15 protein-coding genes are annotated in these 17,997 nt (G+C 69.9%); 10 read left to right on the plus strand and 5 right to left on the minus strand.

Annotation, left to right across the window (positions count from 1 at the left end):
- Positions 1-449 precede the first annotated feature (449 nt).
- The 7 genes from BDK63_RS02935 to BDK63_RS02965 all read left to right on the plus strand — a co-directional run bounded on the left by BDK63_RS02935 (position 450) and on the right by BDK63_RS02965 (position 7,967).
- Positions 450-1,418, plus strand: coding sequence for an MBL fold metallo-hydrolase (locus BDK63_RS02935; RefSeq protein WP_183329839.1), 969 nt, complete (start codon positions 450-452; stop codon positions 1,416-1,418).
- A gap of 151 nt (positions 1,419-1,569) precedes the next feature.
- Positions 1,570-3,300 (plus strand): FAD-dependent oxidoreductase, encoded by a 1,731-nt coding sequence (locus tag BDK63_RS02940; protein ID WP_183329840.1) that lies wholly within the window; start codon positions 1,570-1,572, stop codon positions 3,298-3,300.
- Complete coding sequence (locus BDK63_RS02945) at positions 3,287-3,505, plus strand: DUF2783 domain-containing protein (protein ID WP_183329841.1); 219 nt, start codon at positions 3,287-3,289, stop codon at positions 3,503-3,505. Before BDK63_RS02940 ends, BDK63_RS02945 begins: the two co-directional genes overlap by 14 nt.
- Positions 3,506-3,520: 15 nt before the next feature.
- Positions 3,521-4,831, plus strand: a complete 1,311-nt coding sequence (gene hmgA / locus BDK63_RS02950) for a homogentisate 1,2-dioxygenase (RefSeq protein WP_183329842.1) — start codon at positions 3,521-3,523, stop codon at positions 4,829-4,831.
- 102 nt (positions 4,832-4,933) lie between these two features.
- Positions 4,934-5,965 carry a fumarylacetoacetate hydrolase family protein gene (locus BDK63_RS02955; protein WP_183329843.1) on the plus strand — a complete coding sequence of 344 codons (1,032 nt, stop codon included), beginning with the start codon at positions 4,934-4,936 and terminating at the stop codon, positions 5,963-5,965.
- A gap of 26 nt (positions 5,966-5,991) precedes the next feature.
- Positions 5,992-6,636 (plus strand): maleylacetoacetate isomerase, encoded by a 645-nt coding sequence (gene maiA, locus BDK63_RS02960; protein WP_183329844.1) that lies wholly within the window; start codon positions 5,992-5,994, stop codon positions 6,634-6,636.
- 113 nt (positions 6,637-6,749) lie between these two features.
- Entirely contained in the window at positions 6,750-7,967 is a 1,218-nt protein-coding gene (locus tag BDK63_RS02965; protein WP_183329845.1) for a Bcr/CflA family efflux MFS transporter, read from the plus strand.
- Positions 7,968-8,100: 133 nt separating this feature from the next.
- Here the strand turns inward: BDK63_RS02965 and BDK63_RS02970 are convergent, their stop codons facing one another.
- The gene (locus BDK63_RS02970; protein WP_183329846.1) at positions 8,101-11,610 is read right to left on the minus strand and encodes an indolepyruvate ferredoxin oxidoreductase family protein; all 3,510 of its coding nucleotides are present in this window, start codon (positions 11,608-11,610) and stop codon (positions 8,101-8,103) included.
- A 175-nt stretch (positions 11,611-11,785) separates the two neighbouring features.
- Between BDK63_RS02970 and BDK63_RS02975 the strand changes: the two genes are divergently transcribed.
- Positions 11,786-12,256 (plus strand): Lrp/AsnC family transcriptional regulator, encoded by a 471-nt coding sequence (locus BDK63_RS02975; protein WP_183329847.1) that lies wholly within the window; start codon positions 11,786-11,788, stop codon positions 12,254-12,256.
- Positions 12,257-12,269: 13 nt separating this feature from the next.
- Complete coding sequence (locus tag BDK63_RS02980; protein ID WP_183329848.1) at positions 12,270-13,493, plus strand: MFS transporter; 1,224 nt, start codon at positions 12,270-12,272, stop codon at positions 13,491-13,493.
- On the opposite strand, the gene BDK63_RS02985 is transcribed toward BDK63_RS02980, so the two are convergent.
- Together BDK63_RS02985 and BDK63_RS02990 are read right to left on the minus strand one after the other, a co-directional pair.
- Positions 13,490-13,693 carry a hypothetical protein gene (locus BDK63_RS02985; protein WP_183329849.1) on the minus strand — a complete coding sequence of 68 codons (204 nt, stop codon included), beginning with the start codon at positions 13,691-13,693 and terminating at the stop codon, positions 13,490-13,492. The genes BDK63_RS02980 and BDK63_RS02985 overlap by 4 nt on opposite strands.
- Before the next feature lie 2 nt (positions 13,694-13,695).
- On the minus strand, positions 13,696-15,387 hold the full coding sequence (locus tag BDK63_RS02990; protein ID WP_183329850.1) for an FAD-dependent monooxygenase: 1,692 nt from the start codon (positions 15,385-15,387) through the stop codon (positions 13,696-13,698).
- A gap of 134 nt (positions 15,388-15,521) precedes the next feature.
- Between BDK63_RS02990 and BDK63_RS02995 the strand changes: the two genes are divergently transcribed.
- Entirely contained in the window at positions 15,522-16,316 is a 795-nt protein-coding gene (locus tag BDK63_RS02995) for a helix-turn-helix transcriptional regulator (protein WP_343065263.1), read from the plus strand.
- 76 nt (positions 16,317-16,392) lie between these two features.
- Here BDK63_RS02995 and BDK63_RS03000 read toward each other — a convergent pair whose 3' ends face one another.
- Both BDK63_RS03000 and BDK63_RS03005 read right to left on the minus strand, forming a co-directional pair.
- Positions 16,393-16,821 (minus strand): hypothetical protein, encoded by a 429-nt coding sequence (locus tag BDK63_RS03000; RefSeq protein WP_183329851.1) that lies wholly within the window; start codon positions 16,819-16,821, stop codon positions 16,393-16,395.
- A gap of 96 nt (positions 16,822-16,917) precedes the next feature.
- Positions 16,918-17,988, minus strand: coding sequence for a TRAP transporter substrate-binding protein (locus BDK63_RS03005; RefSeq protein ID WP_183329852.1), 1,071 nt, complete (start codon positions 17,986-17,988; stop codon positions 16,918-16,920).
- Between the last annotated feature and the right edge of the window lie 9 nt (positions 17,989-17,997).

Consider the following 17,997-nt stretch of genomic DNA (forward strand, 5'->3'; position numbering starts at 1 on the left):
CGGCCGGTCACGTCTGCCGTGGTCAGCAGCATCATGCCGAAGAGGGTGGCACCGGCCACCCCCTCCAGCGTCAGCTGCAGGACCCGGCCGACACGTGGCCAGAGGAGTGCTGAGGTCGGCATGGCTCTGGTTGGCTCCTGGTCGTCACGGGTGATTGTTATGGTCGCCACCTTGCCGGCTGACAGTCTCCTGTGCAACTAGTTTGCGACATGGGGCACCTAGACTTAGGTCGCAAAATCCAGGAAAAACGTTGATATGAGGCAGAATCTTGCCGTCCCTCGGCAATGGGCTCGACGAAGAATCACCCGACAGGCTGGACATCTAGTTTCAAAAGCAACTATGCTCGCCCCACCAGGCTCGACCAGACAGGCTCGTCCAGACAAGCATCTCATCCTGACAACAGAAGCGCGTCGCCAGCGCGCGACGACCCCGACGACTCCGGAGGAACCATGAGCAAGAAGTTCGCGTCCCACGCCGATACCGAAGAGAAGCAGGTCAGCTTCACCAAGCTGGCCGAGGGCCTCTATGCCTACACCGCCGAGGGCGACCCCAACACCGGCATCGTGATCGGCGATGACAGCGTGATGGTGATCGACACCCAGGCCACCCCGATCATGGCCCAGGACGTGATCCGCCGGATCCGCGAGGTCACCGACCTGCCGATCAAGCACGTGGTGCTGACCCACTACCACGCCGTACGCGTGCTGGGGGCCTCCGCCTACGACGCCGAGAACATCATCGCCAGCCAGCACACCTACGACCTGATCGTCGAGCGCGGCCAGCAGGACTATGAGTCCGAGGTCGGCCGCTTCCCGCGCCTGTTCCAGGGCGTCGACTCCGTGCCCGGCCTGACCTGGCCGAACATCGTCTTCCAGAAGGAGCTGACGGTGTTCATGGGCAAGCGCGAGGTGCGCATCATCCACCTGGGACGCGGCCACACCAAGGGCGACACCATCGTCTGGCTGCCCGAGGAGAAGGTGATGTTCTCCGGCGACCTGGTGGAGTACGGCGCCACCCCCTACACCGGCGACGCCTACCACGAGTACTGGCCCGCCACCCTGGATCGCCTGCAGGCCATGGCCCCAGAGAAGCTGGTGCCGGGCCGCGGCGACGCCCTGCAGACCCCCGAGCAGTGCCAAGAGGCCATCCAGGGCACCCGCGACTTCCTCGCCGACATGTACGAGAGCGTCAAGGCGGGCAAGGCCGCCGGCAAGTCCCTCTCCGAGTGCTACGCCGAGACCTACGCCCTGCTCAAGCCAAAGTACGGCCACTGGGTGATCTTCGACCACTGCGTGCCCTTCGACATCACCCGCTGCTACGACGAGGCGGGCGGCGAGTACCCGGATCCGCGCATCTGGACCGCCGAGCGCGACACCGCCATGTGGCACTCGCTGCAGGAAGTGGTCGAGAACCAGTAACGCTCTGCATTCCCAACGTTCGAGACGCGCGGCGCCGGGGACAGGCCTGAAGAGGGTCCGATTCCAGGAAAGGAATCGGTAGCGCCCAGGGAGGGGTTCACAGCGCCCTCGCACAGGCCTGTCGCCGGAAACAGCCGCGGTCGGAGGAACCATGCCAACAACCTACAACAATCCCGTCTATCCCTACCGACGCCCCCCCGAGCTCGACAGCGACGAGGTTCGCCACTGCCCGGTGGTGATCGTCGGCGCCGGCCCCTCGGGTCTCGCCGCGGCCATCGACCTGGCCCAGCAGGGCATCGAGAGCGTGGTACTGGACGACAACAACACCGTCAGCGTGGGGTCTCGTGCCATCTGCTTCGCCAAGCGCACCCTGGAGATCCTCGACCGTCTCGGCTGCGCCCAGCCCATGCTCGACAAGGGCGTGACCTGGCAGCACGGCCGGGTCTTCTTCCAGGAGCGCGAGGTCTACGACTTCAACCTGCTGCCGGAGGCGGGCCACCGCGCCCCGGCCTTCATCAACCTGCAGCAGTACTACTTCGAGGAGTACCTGGTCGACCGCGCCGAGGCGCTGGCCGAACGGATCGACCTGCGCTGGCTGCACAAGGTGGTCGAGGTCGAGGCCCGGCCCGAGCAGACCGCGATCACCGTTACCACCCAGGACGGCGACTACCGCCTGACCTGCGACTACCTGCTGGTGGCCGATGGCGCCAACAGCAGGATCCGCGACATGCTGGGGCTGGAGAGCCGTGGCCAGGTGTTCCAGGACCGCTTCCTGATCGCCGACGTGATCATGAAGGCCGACTTCCCCACCGAGCGCTGGTTCTGGTTCGACCCGCCCTTCCACCCCAACCAGTCGGTGCTGCTGCACCGCCAGCCGGACAACGTCTGGCGCATCGACTTCCAGCTGGGCTGGGACGCCGACCCGGAGGAGGAGAAGAAGGAGGAGAACATCCGTCCCCGGGTGCAGGCGATGCTCGGCGAGGAGGTGGAGTTCGACCTCGAGTGGGCCAGCGTCTACACCTTCCGCTGCCGCAAGATGGACGACTTCATCCACCACCGGGTGGTGTTCATGGGCGACGCCGCCCATCAGGTCTCGCCCTTCGGCGCCCGGGGGGCCAACGGCGCCCTGCAGAGCACCGAGAACCTGGCCTGGAAGCTGGCGCGGATCCTCAAGGGCCAGGCCCCCGAGGCGCTGCTGGCCACCTACAACACCGAGCGCCAGCTCGGCGCGGCGGAGAACATCCTCAACTCCACCCGCGCCACCGACTTCATCACGCCCAAGAGCCGCGTCAGCCGGCTGTTCCGCGACGTGACCCTGGAGCTGGCCGAGCACTACCCCTTCGCCCGGCGCCTGGTCAACAGCGGCCGCCTCTCCCTGCCCTGTCGCTATGACGGCTCGCCCCTCAACGGTCCCGACGCCGAGGGCTTCCCCGCCGAGCTGCGCCCCGGCAGCCCGGCCAAGGACGCCCCCGTGCGCCTGGGCGGCAAGGAGGCCTGGCTGCTCAACCGGTTCGGCAACCGCTTCGTGCTGCTGCTCGACGGCCGCGTCGACACCGCCCGCGCCGAGGCCCTCGCCGCGGAGCTGGGCGAGCTGCTGGCCCGCCAGGACGACCTCGACCTGGTGATCGTCGGCCCGGCGCCGGACGCCCTCGGCGCCCTGCCGCGCACCACCCTGGTGGAGGACACCCAGGGGCTGGTCGGCGAGCGCTATGGCCTCACCGCCGGCGGCGGCTACCTGCTGCGCCCCGACCAGCACGTCGCCGCCCGCTGGCGTGAGCTGTCCGCCAGCGCCGTCGACGACGCCCTGGCGCGCGCCCTGGGCGCCCACCTCGACACGACCACCGACGCCGCTACCCAGGGAGGCCGCCATGCCACGGCTTGAGCTGAATCCGAACTTCACCGACCCGGATGCCTTCTACGCCGCGCTGACCGAGGCGCACCGCGAGCGCAGCGAGGCCGAAAGCGAACGCATCAACGCCCGGCTGATCCTGCTGCTGGCCAACCATGTCGGCGACCAGGGGGTGCTCGAGGAGGCCCTGACCATCGCCGCCCAGGCCGCCGGGCCTGCCCAACAACAACCGCGCTGAACAGAGGAGATTCCCATGACCACCGATACACTCCAGTACCAGAGCGGCTTCCGTAACCACTTCGCCACCGAGGCGCTGCCCGGCGCCCTGCCGGAGGGTCAGAACTCGCCGCAGCGCTGCGCCTACGGCCTCTATGCCGAGCAGTACACCGGCTCGGCCTTCACCGCACCGCGCCACCAGAACCTGCGCAGCTGGTTCTACCGCATCCGCCCCTCGGTCCTGCAGAGCGCCTACCGCCCGCTGCCGGACAAGCCGGTGGCCACCGCCCCGCTGGCCCGGCCGGCCGCCGACCCCAACCAGATGCGCTGGGACCCGGTGCCGGTGCCCACCGAGCCCACCGATTTCGTCGACGGCCTGCTGACCATCGCGGTCAACGGCGATGCCGGGGCCCAGGCCGGGGTGGGGGTGCACGTCTACGCGTTCAACCGGGACATGACCGAGCGCTTCTTCTACAGCGCCGACGGCGAGCTCTTGATCGTGCCCCAGCTGGGCACCCTGCGGCTGCGCACCGAGTTCGGCGAACTCGCGGTCGCCAACGGCGAGATCGCCGTGATCCCCCGCGGCATCAAGTTCCAGGTGCGCCTGGGCGAGGGCGCCGACGCCGCCCGCGGCTATGTCTGCGAGAACTACGGCAGCCCCCTGGAGCTGCCGGGCCTGGGCCCCATCGGCGCCAACGGCCTGGCCAACCCCCGCGACTTCCAGAGCCCGGTGGCGGCCTACGAGGACCTGCAGGGCGACTTCACCCTGGTGGCCAAGTTCTCCGGCCGCTTCTGGGAGACCCGGCTCGGTCACTCGCCGCTGGACGTGGTGGCCTGGCACGGCAACGTCGCGCCCTACAAGTACGACCTGGCCCACTTCAACACCATCAACACCGTGAGCTTCGACCACCCCGACCCGTCGATCTTCACCGTGCTGACCTCGGCCTCCGACACCCCGGGGATGGCCAACCTCGACTTCGTGATCTTCCCGCCGCGCTGGATGGTGGCCGAGAACACCTTCCGCCCGCCCTACTTCCATCGCAACCTGATGAGCGAGTTCATGGGCCTGATCCACGGCGAGTACGACGCCAAGGCGGAGGGCTTCCTGCCCGGCGGCGCCAGCCTGCACAACTGCATGTCGCCCCACGGCCCGGATGCCGATACCTTCGAGAAGGCCTCGAATGCCGAGCTGACCCCGCAGTACCAGGGCGCCACCATGGCCTTCATGTTCGAGAGCCGCTACGTCTACCATCCCACCGAGGCGGCGCTGGACGCCGACTTCCGCCAGCGTGACTACGTGGACGTCTGGTCGACCCTGCGTTCGCATTTCGATCCGAACCAGCCTTGAGCTCTGACACAAGGGCCCTGAGACAAGGGCCCTGACCCTTACCCTGCCCGACGAGGCCTCGAAGAAAAGGGCCTCGCCCCTGATGACAAGGATTGAACCACGATGAAACTCGCCACCCTGAAGCTCGAGACGAAAGAGCACGGACGCGACGGAGAGCTGATCCTGGTCTCCCGGGACCTCTCCCGCGGCGTCTCCGCCACCGATATCGCCCCCACCCTGCAGCAGGCCATCGAGGCCTGGGATGCCCTGGCCCCGAAGCTGGAAGCCCGCTACGCCGAGCTCAACGACGGCCGCGCCGAGGGCGCCTTCGACCTGGACCAGGGCCAGCTGCACTCGCCGCTGCCGCGCAGCTACCACTGGGCCGACGGCTCCGCCTACCTGAACCACGTCAAGCTGGTGCGCCAGGCGCGCAACGCCGAGATGCCCGAGACCTTCTGGACCGACCCGCTGATGTACCAGGGCGGCGGCGACCGGTTCCTCGCTCCCACCGAGGAGATCGAGGCGGTCAGCGAGGAGCACGGCATCGACTTCGAGGGCGAGATCGCCGTGATCACCGACGACGTGCCCATGGCGGTGACGCCCGAGCAGGCGGCCGGCCACATCAAGCTGGTGATGCTGGTCAATGACGTCAGCCTGCGCGGCCTGATCCCCGGCGAGCTGGCCAAGGGCTTCGGCTTCTTCCAGGCCAAGCCCGCCTCCGCCTTCTCGCCCATCGCCGTCACCCCGGACGAGCTGGGCGACGCCTGGCAGGGCGGCCGCGTCCACCTGCCGCTGACCGTGCACTTAAACGGCGAGAAGTTCGGCGAGCCCGAGGCCGGCCCCGACATGATCTTCGGCTTCCCCGAGCTCATCGCCCACGCGGCGAAGACGCGGTATCTCGGCGCCGGCGCCATCGTCGGCTCGGGCACCGTCTCCAACCCGGACGCCGATGGCGGCCCCGGCAAGCCGATCAGCGAGGGCGGCGTGGGCTACAGCTGCCTGGCCGAGGTGCGCATGGTGGAGCAGATCCTGCACGGCCAGGTGAAGACCCCCTTCATGCGCTTCGGCGACCGGGTGCGCATCGAGATGTTCGACCGCGAGGGCCGGAGCATCTTCGGCGCCATCGACCAGCAGGTGGTGAAGTACCAGCCCTGAGGCATCAAGCCAAGCAAGGAGGCCGCATGACCACGCTTTACGGCTATTTCCGCTCCTCGGCCGCCTACCGGGTGCGCATCGCCCTGAACCTCAAGGGCCTGGCCCATGACCAGGCCCCGGTCAACCTGGTCAAGGGGGAGCAGCGCGGCGAGGCCAACCTCGCCCGCCACCCCCAGGGGCTGGTGCCCAGCCTGGTGACCGACGACGGCCTGGTGCTCACCCAGTCGCTGGCGATCTGCGAGTACCTGGACGAGGTGCATCCCGAGCCGGCCCTGCTGCCGGCAGACCCCGCCGGCCGCGCCCGGGTGCGCGCCCTGGCCCAGCTGGTGGCCTGCGAGATCCACCCGCTCAACAACCTGCGGGTGCTCAAGTACCTGGTGGGCGAGCTGGGGGCGGACGAGGTGACCAAGCTGGCCTGGTACCGCCACTGGGTCGCCGAGGGCTTCCAGGCCCTGGAGGCGATGCTGTCCCGGGAGGCCGGCAGCGGTGACTTCTGCCACGGCGACACCCCCACCCTGGCGGATCTCTGCCTGGTGCCCCAGGTGTTCAACGCCGAACGCTTCGAGTGCGACCTCTCGGCCTATCCGCGGATCCGGCGCATCACCACCAACTGCCGGGCCCTGGACGCCTTCGCCCGGGCCGCGCCGGGGGCGCAACCCGACGCCGGCTGATCTAGAATAAGCAGGCTAATGAAGCGGGCGCCTCTCCACCCGGGGAGGCGCCCGCCGCGCGTTCCCGAGCCTTTCAACGACCCGAGAGGCCCCCACAGCAGAAGGAACTTCGGGTGCTGAAGCTGACCTCCCCCGCCACGGTGGTGACCCTGGCCGCACTGACCGCGCTGGGCCCCCTGGCCACCGACATGTACCTGCCCGCCATGCCGGCCATGGCCGAGGCGCTGGGCACCGGCCCCGATAGGGTGCAGCTGACCCTCAGCCTCTACATGGCCGGCTTCGCCCTGGCCCAGCTGCTCTGCGGCCCGGTCTCGGACCGCTTCGGCCGCCGCCCGGTGATGATCGCCGGGATTGCCCTGTTCCTCGCCGCCAGCCTGCTCTGCGCCCTGGCGCCGAGCATCGAGTGGCTGCTGGTCGGCCGCTTCCTGCAGGCCTTCGGCGGCGCCGCCGGCCCGGTGCTAGGGCGCGCCGCGGTGCGCGACATCCACGGCCCCCTGGAGGCCGGACGCATCCTCTCCTACATGGCCAGCACCATGGCGCTGGCCCCGGCCCTGGCCCCGGTGGTGGGGGCGGGACTGCTGCTGTTCTTCGGCTGGGAGTCGGTGTTCGTGGTGCTGGCGCTCTATGCCGCGGTGATGCTCGCCGTGCTGGTGCTGGTGCTGCCGGAACCGCTGCCGCGGGCGCGCCGCCAGTCGATCGCCCCCCGGGCGATACTGGCCAACTTCCGGCTGCTGCTGGGCCAGCGCGCCTTCGTCGGCTATACGCTGGTCAACGCCGCGGCCTTCTCGGGGCTCTTCGCCTACCTCTCGGGCTCGTCGTTCGTGCTGATCGAGTACCTGGGCGTGGCACCGACCCTCTACGGCGCCCTCTTCACCCTGATCGTGGCGGGCTTCTTCGCCGGCACCCTGGTCAGCGGCCGCTACAGCCACCGCCTGGGCCGCGACCGGCTGATCACCCGCGGCACCCTGCTCTGTGCCGTCGGGGGCACGACGATGGCCAGCCTGGCCACCCTCGGCGTGCACGCCCCCTGGGCGGTGGTAGGCCCGCACATGGTGTTCATGCTGGGGGTGGGCATCCTGATGCCCCAGACCATGGCCGGCGCCCTGGCCCCCAACCCCCAGTGCGCCGGCGCGGCCTCGTCGCTGTTCGGCTTCCTGCAGATGACCATCGCCGCCGTGGTGGGCGGCCTGGTGGGCCAGTTCCACGACGGCAGCACGCGCACCCTGGCCCTGACCATCGGCCTGATGGGGCTGCTGTCGCTGGCCAGCCACCTGCTGCTGGTGCGCCGCCGCGCCGAGTCGGCCAAGCGCTGCCCGGCCGGCGAGGGCTGAGGGCGAAGGGATAAGGGCAGCCACAGGGAGCGAGCCTCGCCCGGCGGGGCGGCGCCGACAGGCCTCAATGCACAAGGCCACCATGCAGAAGGCCACGCACTGCGTGGCCTTCTGCGTACTTGGCTCGATGCGGTCAGGCCGCCTCGGCGGCGATGGTCACTGGCCGCCCCTGGCGCAGCTCCTCCAGAAGCTGAGCGCGGCGCTCGGCGGCCTTCTCGGCCGCCGCCTCGCGCACCGGGCCGAAGCCGCGGATCTCCTCGGGCAGCCTGGCCAGCGCCAGGGCGGTGGCGTGGGTGCCGGCATCGAGGCGCGTCACCAGCTCGTCGAGCAGCACCTCGTACTCCGCCAGCAGCCGGCGATCCAGCTTGCGGTCGGCGCTGAAGCGGAAGGGGTCCAGAGGGCCGTTGCGCAGGCCGCGCAGCCGGGCCAGCCCCTTCATGGCCTTGAGCATCCAGGGCCCGAAGCGGCGCTTCACCGGGCGGCCGCGGGCGTCCCTGCGCCCGGCCAGCAGCGGCGGCGCCAGGTGGAAGGTGAGCCGGTAGTCGCCGCCGAAGGTGGCCTCGAGCTCGGCGAGGAAGTCGCTCTCGGTGTAGAGGCGCGCCACCTCGTACTCATCCTTGCAGGCCATGAGCCGGTAGAGCTGGGTGGCCACCGCCTCGGTCAGGGCCTCGTCGGCGCCGAGGCGGGCCTCGGCCTCGCGCACCCGGGCCACCTTCGCCACGTAGCGCTCCGCGTAGGCGCGGTCCTGGTAGCGCGTGAGCCTCCGCGCATTGCGGGCGATCACCTCGTCCAGGGTGGCATCGGCGGAAAGCGGCGACTCGTCCAGGCGACGCTGCAGGTAGCCGGGCTCCACCGCCGCCAGCCGGCCCCAGGCGAAGGCGCGCTGGTTCTTCTCGATGGCCACGCCGTTGAGCTCGATGGCGCGCTTGAGCGCCGCCTCGCTCACCGGCAGCAGGCCCTGCTGCCAGGCGAAGCCCAGCATCATGACGTTGGAGAAGACGGTGTCCCCCAGCAGCTGCTCGGCCAGGCGGTTGGCGTCCAGGGTGGCGAAATTGGCCTCACCCACGGCGTCGCGCAGCAGGGCCAGGCGCTGGTCCGCCTGCATGTCGGCATCGCGGTAGAGCACGTGGTCGGCGGTGGCCAGCTCCGCCAGGTTGGCCACCACCCGGGTGGTGTCGGCCTTGAGCACTTCCAGGGCCTTCCGCGAGCTCGCCACCACCATGTCGCAGGCGATCACGGCGTCGGCCTGGCCCGCCTCGATGCGCACCTGGTGGAGGTCGGCAGGCCTGGGCGCCAGGCGCACGTAGCTCAGCACGGTGCCGCCCTTCTGGGCGAAGCCCATGAAGTCCAGCACGCTGGTGCCGCGCCCCTCAAGGTGGGCGGCCATGGTGATCAGCTGGCCCACGGTGACCACGCCGGTGCCGCCGACGCCGCCCACCAGCAGGTCATAGGGCCGGGTGAGCAGCGGCGCCTGGGGCACCGGCAGCGCCTGCACCCGGCGCCAGAAGGCCTCGTCCACGGCCACCCCCTGGCCCTTGCGCAGCTCGCCCCCCTCCACGGTGACGAAGCTGGGGCAGAAGCCGCCCACGCAGGACATGTCCTTGTTGCAGGAGGACTGGTCGATCCGGCGCTTGCGGCCGAGCTCGGTTTCCCGGGGCACCACCGAGAGGCAGTTGGACTGCACCGAGCAGTCGCCGCACCCCTCGCAGACGTGGTGGTTGATGAAGACGCGCCGGGCCGGGTCCTCCATCAGGCCGCGCTTGCGGCGGCGACGCTTCTCGGCGGCGCACACCTGATCGTAGATCAGCACGCTGCACCCGGGGATCTCGCGCAGCTCCCGCTGCAGGGAGTCCATCTCGTCGCGGTGGTGGAAGGTCACGCCCTTGGGGAACTGGCCCCGGTGGCCGCGATACTTCTCGGGCTCGTCGCTGACCACCGCGATGCGCTTCACCCCCTCGGCGGCGGAGCTCTGGGCGATCATCGGCACGGTGATCTGGCCGTCCACCGGCTGGCCGCCGGTCATCGCCACGGCGTCGTTGAAGAGCACCTTGTAGGTGATGTTGACCCCGGCGGCCACCGCCTGGCGGACCGCCATGGAACCGGAGTGGAACCAGGTGCCCTCGCCCAGGTTCTGGAAGATATGGCCGTTGCCGGTGAAGCGGCTCTTGCCCACCCAGTTCACCCCCTCGCCGCCCATCTGGATCAGCGATTCGGTGTTGCGCCCCATCCAGGAGGCCATGAAGTGGCAGCCGATGCCGGCCAGCGCCTTGCTGCCCTCCGGCACCCTGGTGGAGCTGTTGTGGGGGCAGCCGGAGCAGAAGTAGGGCAGGCGGCGCACGCCGCCAAGCTCGCGCGCCTCGGCGCGGCAGCGGTCCAGCTTGGAAAGGCGCTCCTGCAGGTCGATGCCGAAGAAGCGCTCCAGCCGTTCGGCCACGTAGCCGGCCAGCAGCCGCGGGCTCAGCTCGCCCACGTAGGGGATCAGCGGGCGGCCCGCCTCGTCCTGCTTGCCGGTGATCAGCACCTCGCCGGGGCGGTCCGGCTCGGACATGTACTCCTTGATCTGGCTCTCGATGATGCCGCGCTTCTCCTCGATGACCAGCACCTCCTGCTTGGGGTGCACGAACTCGAGGATGCCGCGGCGGTGCAGCGGCCACACCATGCCCACCTTGTAGAGCTCCACCCCCAGCTCGCGCAGCTCCCGCTCGCCGAGCCCCAGCAGCCGCAACGCCTCCATCAGGTCCAGGTGCCCCTTGCCGGTGGTGACGATGCCGAAACGCGCCTCCTCGTTGGCATGGAGGCGCCGGTCGATGGGGTTGGCAGTGGCGAAGGCCTGCACCGCCGCCAGCTTGTGCTCGATGCGGGCCTCCAGCTGGGGCCCGGGCAGGTCCGGCCAGCGATAGTGGAGGCCATCCACCGGCGGCGTGAACTCCGGCGGCTCGAACTCGGGCAGCGGCGTGGCCTCGACGGAGGCCCCGCTCTCCACCGTCTCGGAGACCGCCTTGAAGCCGACCCAGCAGCCCGAGAAGCGCGAGAGCGCAAAGCCCCACAGGCCGAACGCCTCGTATTCGGCCAGGGACGCCGGGTTCACGACCGGCATGAACCAGGCCATGAAGGCGACGTCGGACTGGTGGGGCATGGAGGAGGAGACACAGCCATGGTCGTCGCCGGCCACCACCAGCACGCCGCCGTTGGGGGAGCTGCCGTAGGCGTTGCCGTGCTTCAGGGCGTCGCCGGCACGATCCACGCCGGGCCCCTTGCCGTACCAGAGGCCGAAGACTCCCTCGACCTGCCGGTCCGGGTCGGTCTCCACCTGCTGGCAGCCGAGCATCATGGTGGCCGCCAGGTCCTCGTTGATGGCCGGCACGAACTCGATGTTGGCCTCGGCCAGGGGCTCCCTGGCCTGCCACAGGGCCTGGTCGACGCCGCCCAGGGGCGAACCGCGGTAGCCGCTGATCAGGCCCGCGGTGTGGCGGCCGTCGCGGCGGTCCAGCGCGGCCTGGCGCAGGGCGATGCGCACCAGCGCCTGGGTGCCGGTGAGGAAGATGCGTCCGGTGTCGCGGGTGTAGCGGTCGGCCAGGGTATAGTCGTCGAGCGTGCCGTCGAGGGCATCGCCCGGGACGACGGCGGGGGTGTGAGCGTTCATGGTCGCCACCTCGGTCAAGGGTTCGTTATCGTTGTATGCTGCGAAGTCTAGACCCGATGGCGATAAAGGTGCTTTCGAAATCAACCGGTTAAGCGCCACTATACGAAACAGGCTTTCTTTTTATCACCAGTGGCGCAATGATCTTTCCTATAACGACAAGACGTGAAATACCCCCATGCAAGACGACCAGCTCGATGGCCACGACCGCCGCATCCTGAAGGTGCTCCAGCGCCAGGGCCGCATCACCAACCAGGAACTCGCCGAACAGATCGGCCTCTCCCCCGCGGCCTGCTGGCGACGGGTCAAGGCGCTGGAGGCCAGCGGCGTGATCAAGCGCTTCGCCGCCCTGGTGGATCCGGCCCGGGTCGGCCAGCCGCTCTGTGCCCTGGTGATGATCACCCTGCGCCGCCACAGCCTCGACAGCACCACCGACTTCGAGGAGCGGGTCACCCGGTACCCGGAGGTGCTGCAGTGCTACGCCACCACCGGCAACGCCGACTTCGTGCTGCGGGTGGTGATCGAGGACATGGCCGCCTACGACCGCTTCCTCAACGAGAAGCTCTTCACCCTGCCGGGCATCTCCCAGGTCCACTCCAACTTCGTGCTGCGCGCGATCAAGGACGAGACCGCCATCCCCATGCCCTGACCCCGGACGCAACATGCCCCCCACGAACACCCGCGTGATCCTGCTGCTGGCCCTGGCCGGCTTCGCCAGCATGGCCGCCATGCGCATCACCGACGCCATGCTGCCGGCGCTTTCCCAGGCCTTCGAGCGGCCGGTGGCGGACGTGGCCCAGAACATCACCGTCTTCGCCATCGCCTACGGCCTGATGCAGCTCTGCTATGGCCCGCTGGGGGATCGCTACGGCACCCTGCGGGTGATCGGACTGGCCACCCTGTCCTGCGCCCTGGGAGCCCTGGGCTCGGCGCTGGCCGGCTCGCTCTCCTCCCTGCTGCTGTTCCGCACCCTGACCGGGGCCACCGCCGCGGCGATCATCCCGCTCTCCATGGCCTGGGTCGGCAACAACGTCGACTACGCGGCGCGCCAGGTGACCCTGGCCCACATGCTCTCGGGGGCGGTGATGGGGCTGATCACCGGCCAGGTGATGGGCGGGCTGCTCGCCGACACCCTGGGCTGGCAGGCCGCCTTCCTGGTACTGGCGCTGCTCTTCCTGCTCGCCGGGGGCCTCTTGACCGGGGCGGTACTGCGCAAGCCGGCGCTGTCGCCGCCGGGAGAGGCCAGCGGCGGCATCGCCTTCCTGGCGCGGCTCGCCGGGGTGCTGGCCATCCCCCGCGCCCGGCAGATCCTGCTACTGGTGTTCCTGGAGGGCATTGCCGCCTTCGGCGCCCTGGCCTTCGCGGCGAGCCATCTCCACGAGCGGCTCGGGGTCTCGTTGACCGTGGCGGGGCTGCTGGTGGCGCTGTTCGGGGTCGGCGGGCTGCTGTTTGCCGCCCTGGCCAGGCCCCTGGTGGCCAGGCTAGGGGAGACCGGGCTGGCCGCCCTCGGCGGCACCCTGATGGGCGCGGGCTTCTGCCTGCTGGCGCTGGCGCCGGGGCCTGGCCTCGCGGCCGGGGGCGCCTTCGCCGCGGGGCTCGGCTTCTACATGATGCACAGCACCCTGCAGACCAACGCCACCCAGATGGCACCCGCCGCCCGCGGCACCGCCATGGCGGTGTTCGCCGGCTGCCTGTTCCTCGGCCAGTCGGTGGGGGTCAGCCTCGGCGCCCTGGTGCTGCGCCTGGCCGGCAGCGGCGTGCTGCTGGCGCTGGCCGGCGCCTGGCTGCTGGTGCTGGGGCTGCTGTTTGCCCGGCGTCTCCGGGGCTGGAAAGCGGAACCCGGCGCCGAGGCGCCGGGACAGGCAGGCGCGTCGGAGCAGCGCTAAGCCTGGTCGAGGGTCGCCCCCTGCCGGGCCTCGTCGATGGCGGCCATCACCTGATCGATATCGGGCACGCGATGGGCCAGCGCCAGCGCCAGCTGGGCCAGGAAGTGGCTCTCGTCGGCCTCCGGCAGCGCATCCAGGGTCGTGGCCAGGTGCTCGTAGACCTTCTCGAGATCGTCAAAGGGCAGCGTCGGTGCGGTCATGATCAGTCTCCTCCCAGGGCAGTCTTCAGTGCAGCGTCGAGGGTGGCCTCGAGGTCGGCGGGGTCGAGGCGCTTCCAGCGGGCCGCCACGTGGCGGTCGGGGCGCGCCAGGTAGGCGCTGCCGGGCTCGGCGCCATAGCCGGCGAACAGGCTGCCATCCACGTCGACCAGGGTCTCTTCATCGCCCGGCGAACGCGACACTCGCAGCAGGGTGATATCGATACCCTGGCCCTGCAGCGCCTCCACGCCTCGCTGCAGGGCGGGCCCGACACGCCCGTCCTCGCTGAAGTGCAGCAGGGTGAAGCCGGTGCCCAGGTGATCGAGCAGGAAGTCGTCGTCGCCCAGGCGGCGGTTGATCAGAGGCGCCCCCGGCACCGGGCCGGCGGCGAAGGCCGGGTCGTCGGCCAGGGTCAGCGGGCTCTCCGCGTAGGTGTAGGGGGTCACCTGGCGGGGGTTGGCGAAGCCGCTGGCATAGTCGTTGTGGAAGGCCAGGGCCAGGGCGGCGTTGCGCATCAGCCGGTAGCCGCGGGTCGGCGGGGTCATGAAGCGGGTGCTCTTGCCGGCATTGGCGAAGACATCCAGGGTGGCGCCGCGCCGCTCCGGGCTGTAGCTGTCGAGCAGCCTGTCAGGCGCCTGCCCCTTGAGCACCCAGGCGAGCTTCCAGCCGGCGTTGGCGGCATCGGCCAGGCCGTTGTTGAGGCCGCGCACGCCGAAGATCGGCACCAGGTGGGCGCTGTCGCCGATAAATAGCACCCTGCCATGCCGGTAGTCATCCAGCGCCAGGGTGTAGGCCTTGTAGAGGCTCCACCACTCCAGCTCCCAGTCCTCGCTCTCATGCATCACCTCGCGGATGATCAGGCTGACCTTCTCGCGGATGCTGGCCTCCTCCACCGCCTGCTCCGGATCCTCGTCGGGGCCGAGCTGGTAGTCGATGCGCCAGATGTCGTCGGGCTGCCGATGAACCAGGATGGTGGCGTCGGGCAGCGCCTTCGAGTGGAAGAAGGCGCGACGCTCGGTGGGGAAGTCGGACTTGAGACGCACATCGGCGATCACGTAGCGCCCCTCGTAGGCCTGGCCGTGCAGGGAGAGCCCCAGTGACTCGCGGATGCGGCTGCGCCCGCCGTCGGCGGCCAGCAGGTAGTCGCAGGCGAGCGCATAGTCCCCCTCGGGGGTGGTCACCTGCAGGGTCACGCCGCCGGCGTCCTGGTCGACCCCGGTGACCGCGCTCTGCCAGCGCATCTCGATGAGGCCGCTCGCCTGGGCCTTGTCGATCAGGAACTGCTCGATGTACTGCTGCTGCAGGTTGACCATCGGGGCGTAGCGCTCCTGGTCGGAGTGCGGCATGCGGAAGCGGTAGATCTCGCGGTCGCGGAAGTAGGTGCGCCCCTGGGTCCAGCCCAGCCCCTTCGCCGTGAAGGGCCCATCGACGCCGAGCTGCTGGAGGAGCTCCAGGCTGTGGCGGGAGATGCAGATGGCCCGGGAGCCGTCGTTGACGGTGGCCTTGTCGTCCAGCACCACCGAGGCGATGCCGTGGCGGGCCAGCTCCAGGGCGGCGGTCACGCCCACCGGCCCGCCACCGACGATGGCCACCCGGTGGCGCACCGCCTGGCCTGCAAGCTCGGGAGGACGAACGAAGGGGAAATGCGGATAATCGAAGTAGAGCGAATCGGTCTCGGCGCGTCCGGCGGGTCGCATGGCCTCTCTCCTGCCAGGGGTCGGCGTTGTTGTGTGATGAGATAGCTGTCTGACGTCGAGGCAGCGTATCCCCGGGTCGAGCCGCCCCCTGTCCCGTCAAAGAGGGGACAGAACCCCCACGCCCTGCGACGAAGGTGGCAATCCTGACAACCGCATCCTCCACAGGTCTCTCCCCGGACTGGCCGGCGCTGCTGGCGGCCGTGGCCCAGTGCGTGGCCCACCTGGGCAGCGCACGCTTCGAGGAGGACCTGATCGCCCTGCTGCACCGGGGGGTGGGCATCGAGCAGTGCATCCTCTTCGCCTACGCCGAGGGCGACAGGATGGAGACCCGGCTGGTGGAGAACTCGCGCTACCCCAAGGTCGCCGGGCGCCTCGCCGCCCTCTATGCCGGCGGGCTCTTCCGCCAGGACCCCCACTATGCCCGGCTGCGCCGCCTACTGGCGGCGGGTGACGACGAGGCCGAGGGGGAGCTCGCGCCGATGCAGACCGAGACCATGTCGCCGGCCTACCGCCGCCACCTCTTCGCCTTCCCCGATCTCGCCGACAAGGTCTCGCTGCTGATTCCCGCCGGCCCCGTCGTCTACTACCTCAACCTCTATCGGGACCTCGGCCGGGGGCGCTTTCGTCCCGAGGAGCTGGCGACCCTCGGCGCCCTGCTACCCCTGCTGGCCAGCCTGATCCGCCGCCACTACCGCCAGGCGCGCCCCGCCGCCCTGCCCGCAAGCCCCGAGGAGGCCGCGGCCCTGGCGCCGCTCTCCGCGCGGGAGCGCCAGCTCTGCCTCCACCTGCTGCGCGGCCACACCCTCAAGACCGCCGCTGCCGAACTCGATGTCGCCCTCTCCACCGCCGAGACCTACCGCAAGCGCGCCTACGCCAAGCTCGGCGTGTGCTCCAGGGCGGCGCTGGTGGGGCTGTGTCGGCGGGGGTAGGCGCGCGTCAGGGTAGCGCCGAAAACGAAAAGCCCCGGCGCGGGGCCAGGGCTCTCGGCAGCAGGACGGTTTCTCTTCACTCGGCGGCGCGGCGCTCGAAGGCCTCGGCGTTGGGGCAGAAGCCGCGGCACTCTTCGACGTCGGCACCGGCGCGCATGGCCTGCCAGCAGTGGCCCACCACCGGGCAGGCGTTGCAGGTGTCGCGCAGGGCACCGTAGCCCGGCTGGACGGCCAGGTCGGCATCCTGCAGGCCGAAGCGCTGCATCATCACCGGCATCAGGGTCCTCGACGGCACGAAGGTTACCGGCTGGCCCACCCCCAGCTGCCGGGCCATCTCGCGCTCGAAGCCTGGCTCCAGGGGAGTCTCGAGGTCGGTCAGCAGCTTCTGGTAAGTCGTGCCCGCCTCGTGCTGGACGTCGCGCACCAGCTGGGGTGTGGATGCCGCGTAGCAGCGCTCGGTCAGACGCTCCCACCAGGTAGTACGCTTGATCTGTGCAGTGGCCATGGTGATGCTCCCGTCGGGTGATCGTGTATCTGGTCCCAGTATCGACCCGCGGGAGCCTCGTCGCCTTGACCGAGGTCAAAATAGTTTCAAACGAAACTACATGGCGCTATTGTCGACCACATCTTCCGGCCCCATGCCGGGCTCCTCGGCCGCCCGCTCCAGCTGCTCGCGGAAGTACGCCAGCGCCCCGCTGCCGTCCACGTCGCGGCGTGCCGCCTCGGCCACCCACTGGTCGGGCAGCTCGGCGGCCATGGCCTTGAAGCGCTCCACCTCGGCGTCGGGCAGCTCGATGAAGGTGTTGCCCTGCTCCCGGGCGAACGCCACGCCGCGCACGTCCACCACGTCCATCATGTAGCCGAACAGCCTTGAGAGCCGCTCGCCGGAAACCGATGCGATGGCCTCCCGGCCCTCATCGGAGAGCGACGCCCAGGTGTCGGGGTTCATCACCAGGGAGAAGCTGCCCCGATAGAAGCCGCCGGGCATCTCCACCGTGTAGGGCAGCACCTCGGCGAGGCGGAAGCTGCGCAGCCCCTCCAGGGTCAGCATGGCGCCATCGATGACGCCCTGGGTGGCGGCCTCGTAGGTGCCGCCGGGCGGCAGGGCCACGCCGCTCAGCGACAGCGCACTGGAAACGTCGGCCATGATGCCGCCGCCGATGCGCACGCGCTTGTTGGCCAGGTCATCGAGGTCATCAATGCCCTCACGCAGGAAGAGCGTCCCCGGGCCATGCACCCCCAGGCCGATCAATTCCACGCCGCGATGCTCCCCCGCCTCGGCGAAATACTCGTGATGGGTGCGCCAGTAGGCCACCGAGGCCGCCTCGGAGGAGAACTCCTCGAAGGTGGGCAGCTCCGGCAGCTTGGTCAGTTCGAAGCGCCCCGGCATCAGGCCGTGGAAGAGCCAGGTGGCATCGGCCACCCCGTCGGCGATCAGGTCCATCTGGGCGCCGGGCGGCCCCATGTCATGCACCACGTTGACGGTGACGCGCCCCTCGGTGGCCTCTTCCACCCAGTTCGCCCAGGTGGGCCAGACGATGGTGTTGACGCCGTGGTTGGGGCCGGCCCAGGTGCTGACCTGGAGCTCGGTGGCCAGGGCCTGGGAGGAGAGCGAGAGCGCGCCCAGGCCCAGCAGGGCGGAGGCGGCGGTCAGGGTCACCAGCTTTTTCATTGTTGGATT

The organism is Halomonas campaniensis (assembly GCF_014193375.1).
GTDB classification, from domain to species: Bacteria; Pseudomonadota; Gammaproteobacteria; order Pseudomonadales; family Halomonadaceae; genus Halomonas; species Halomonas campaniensis.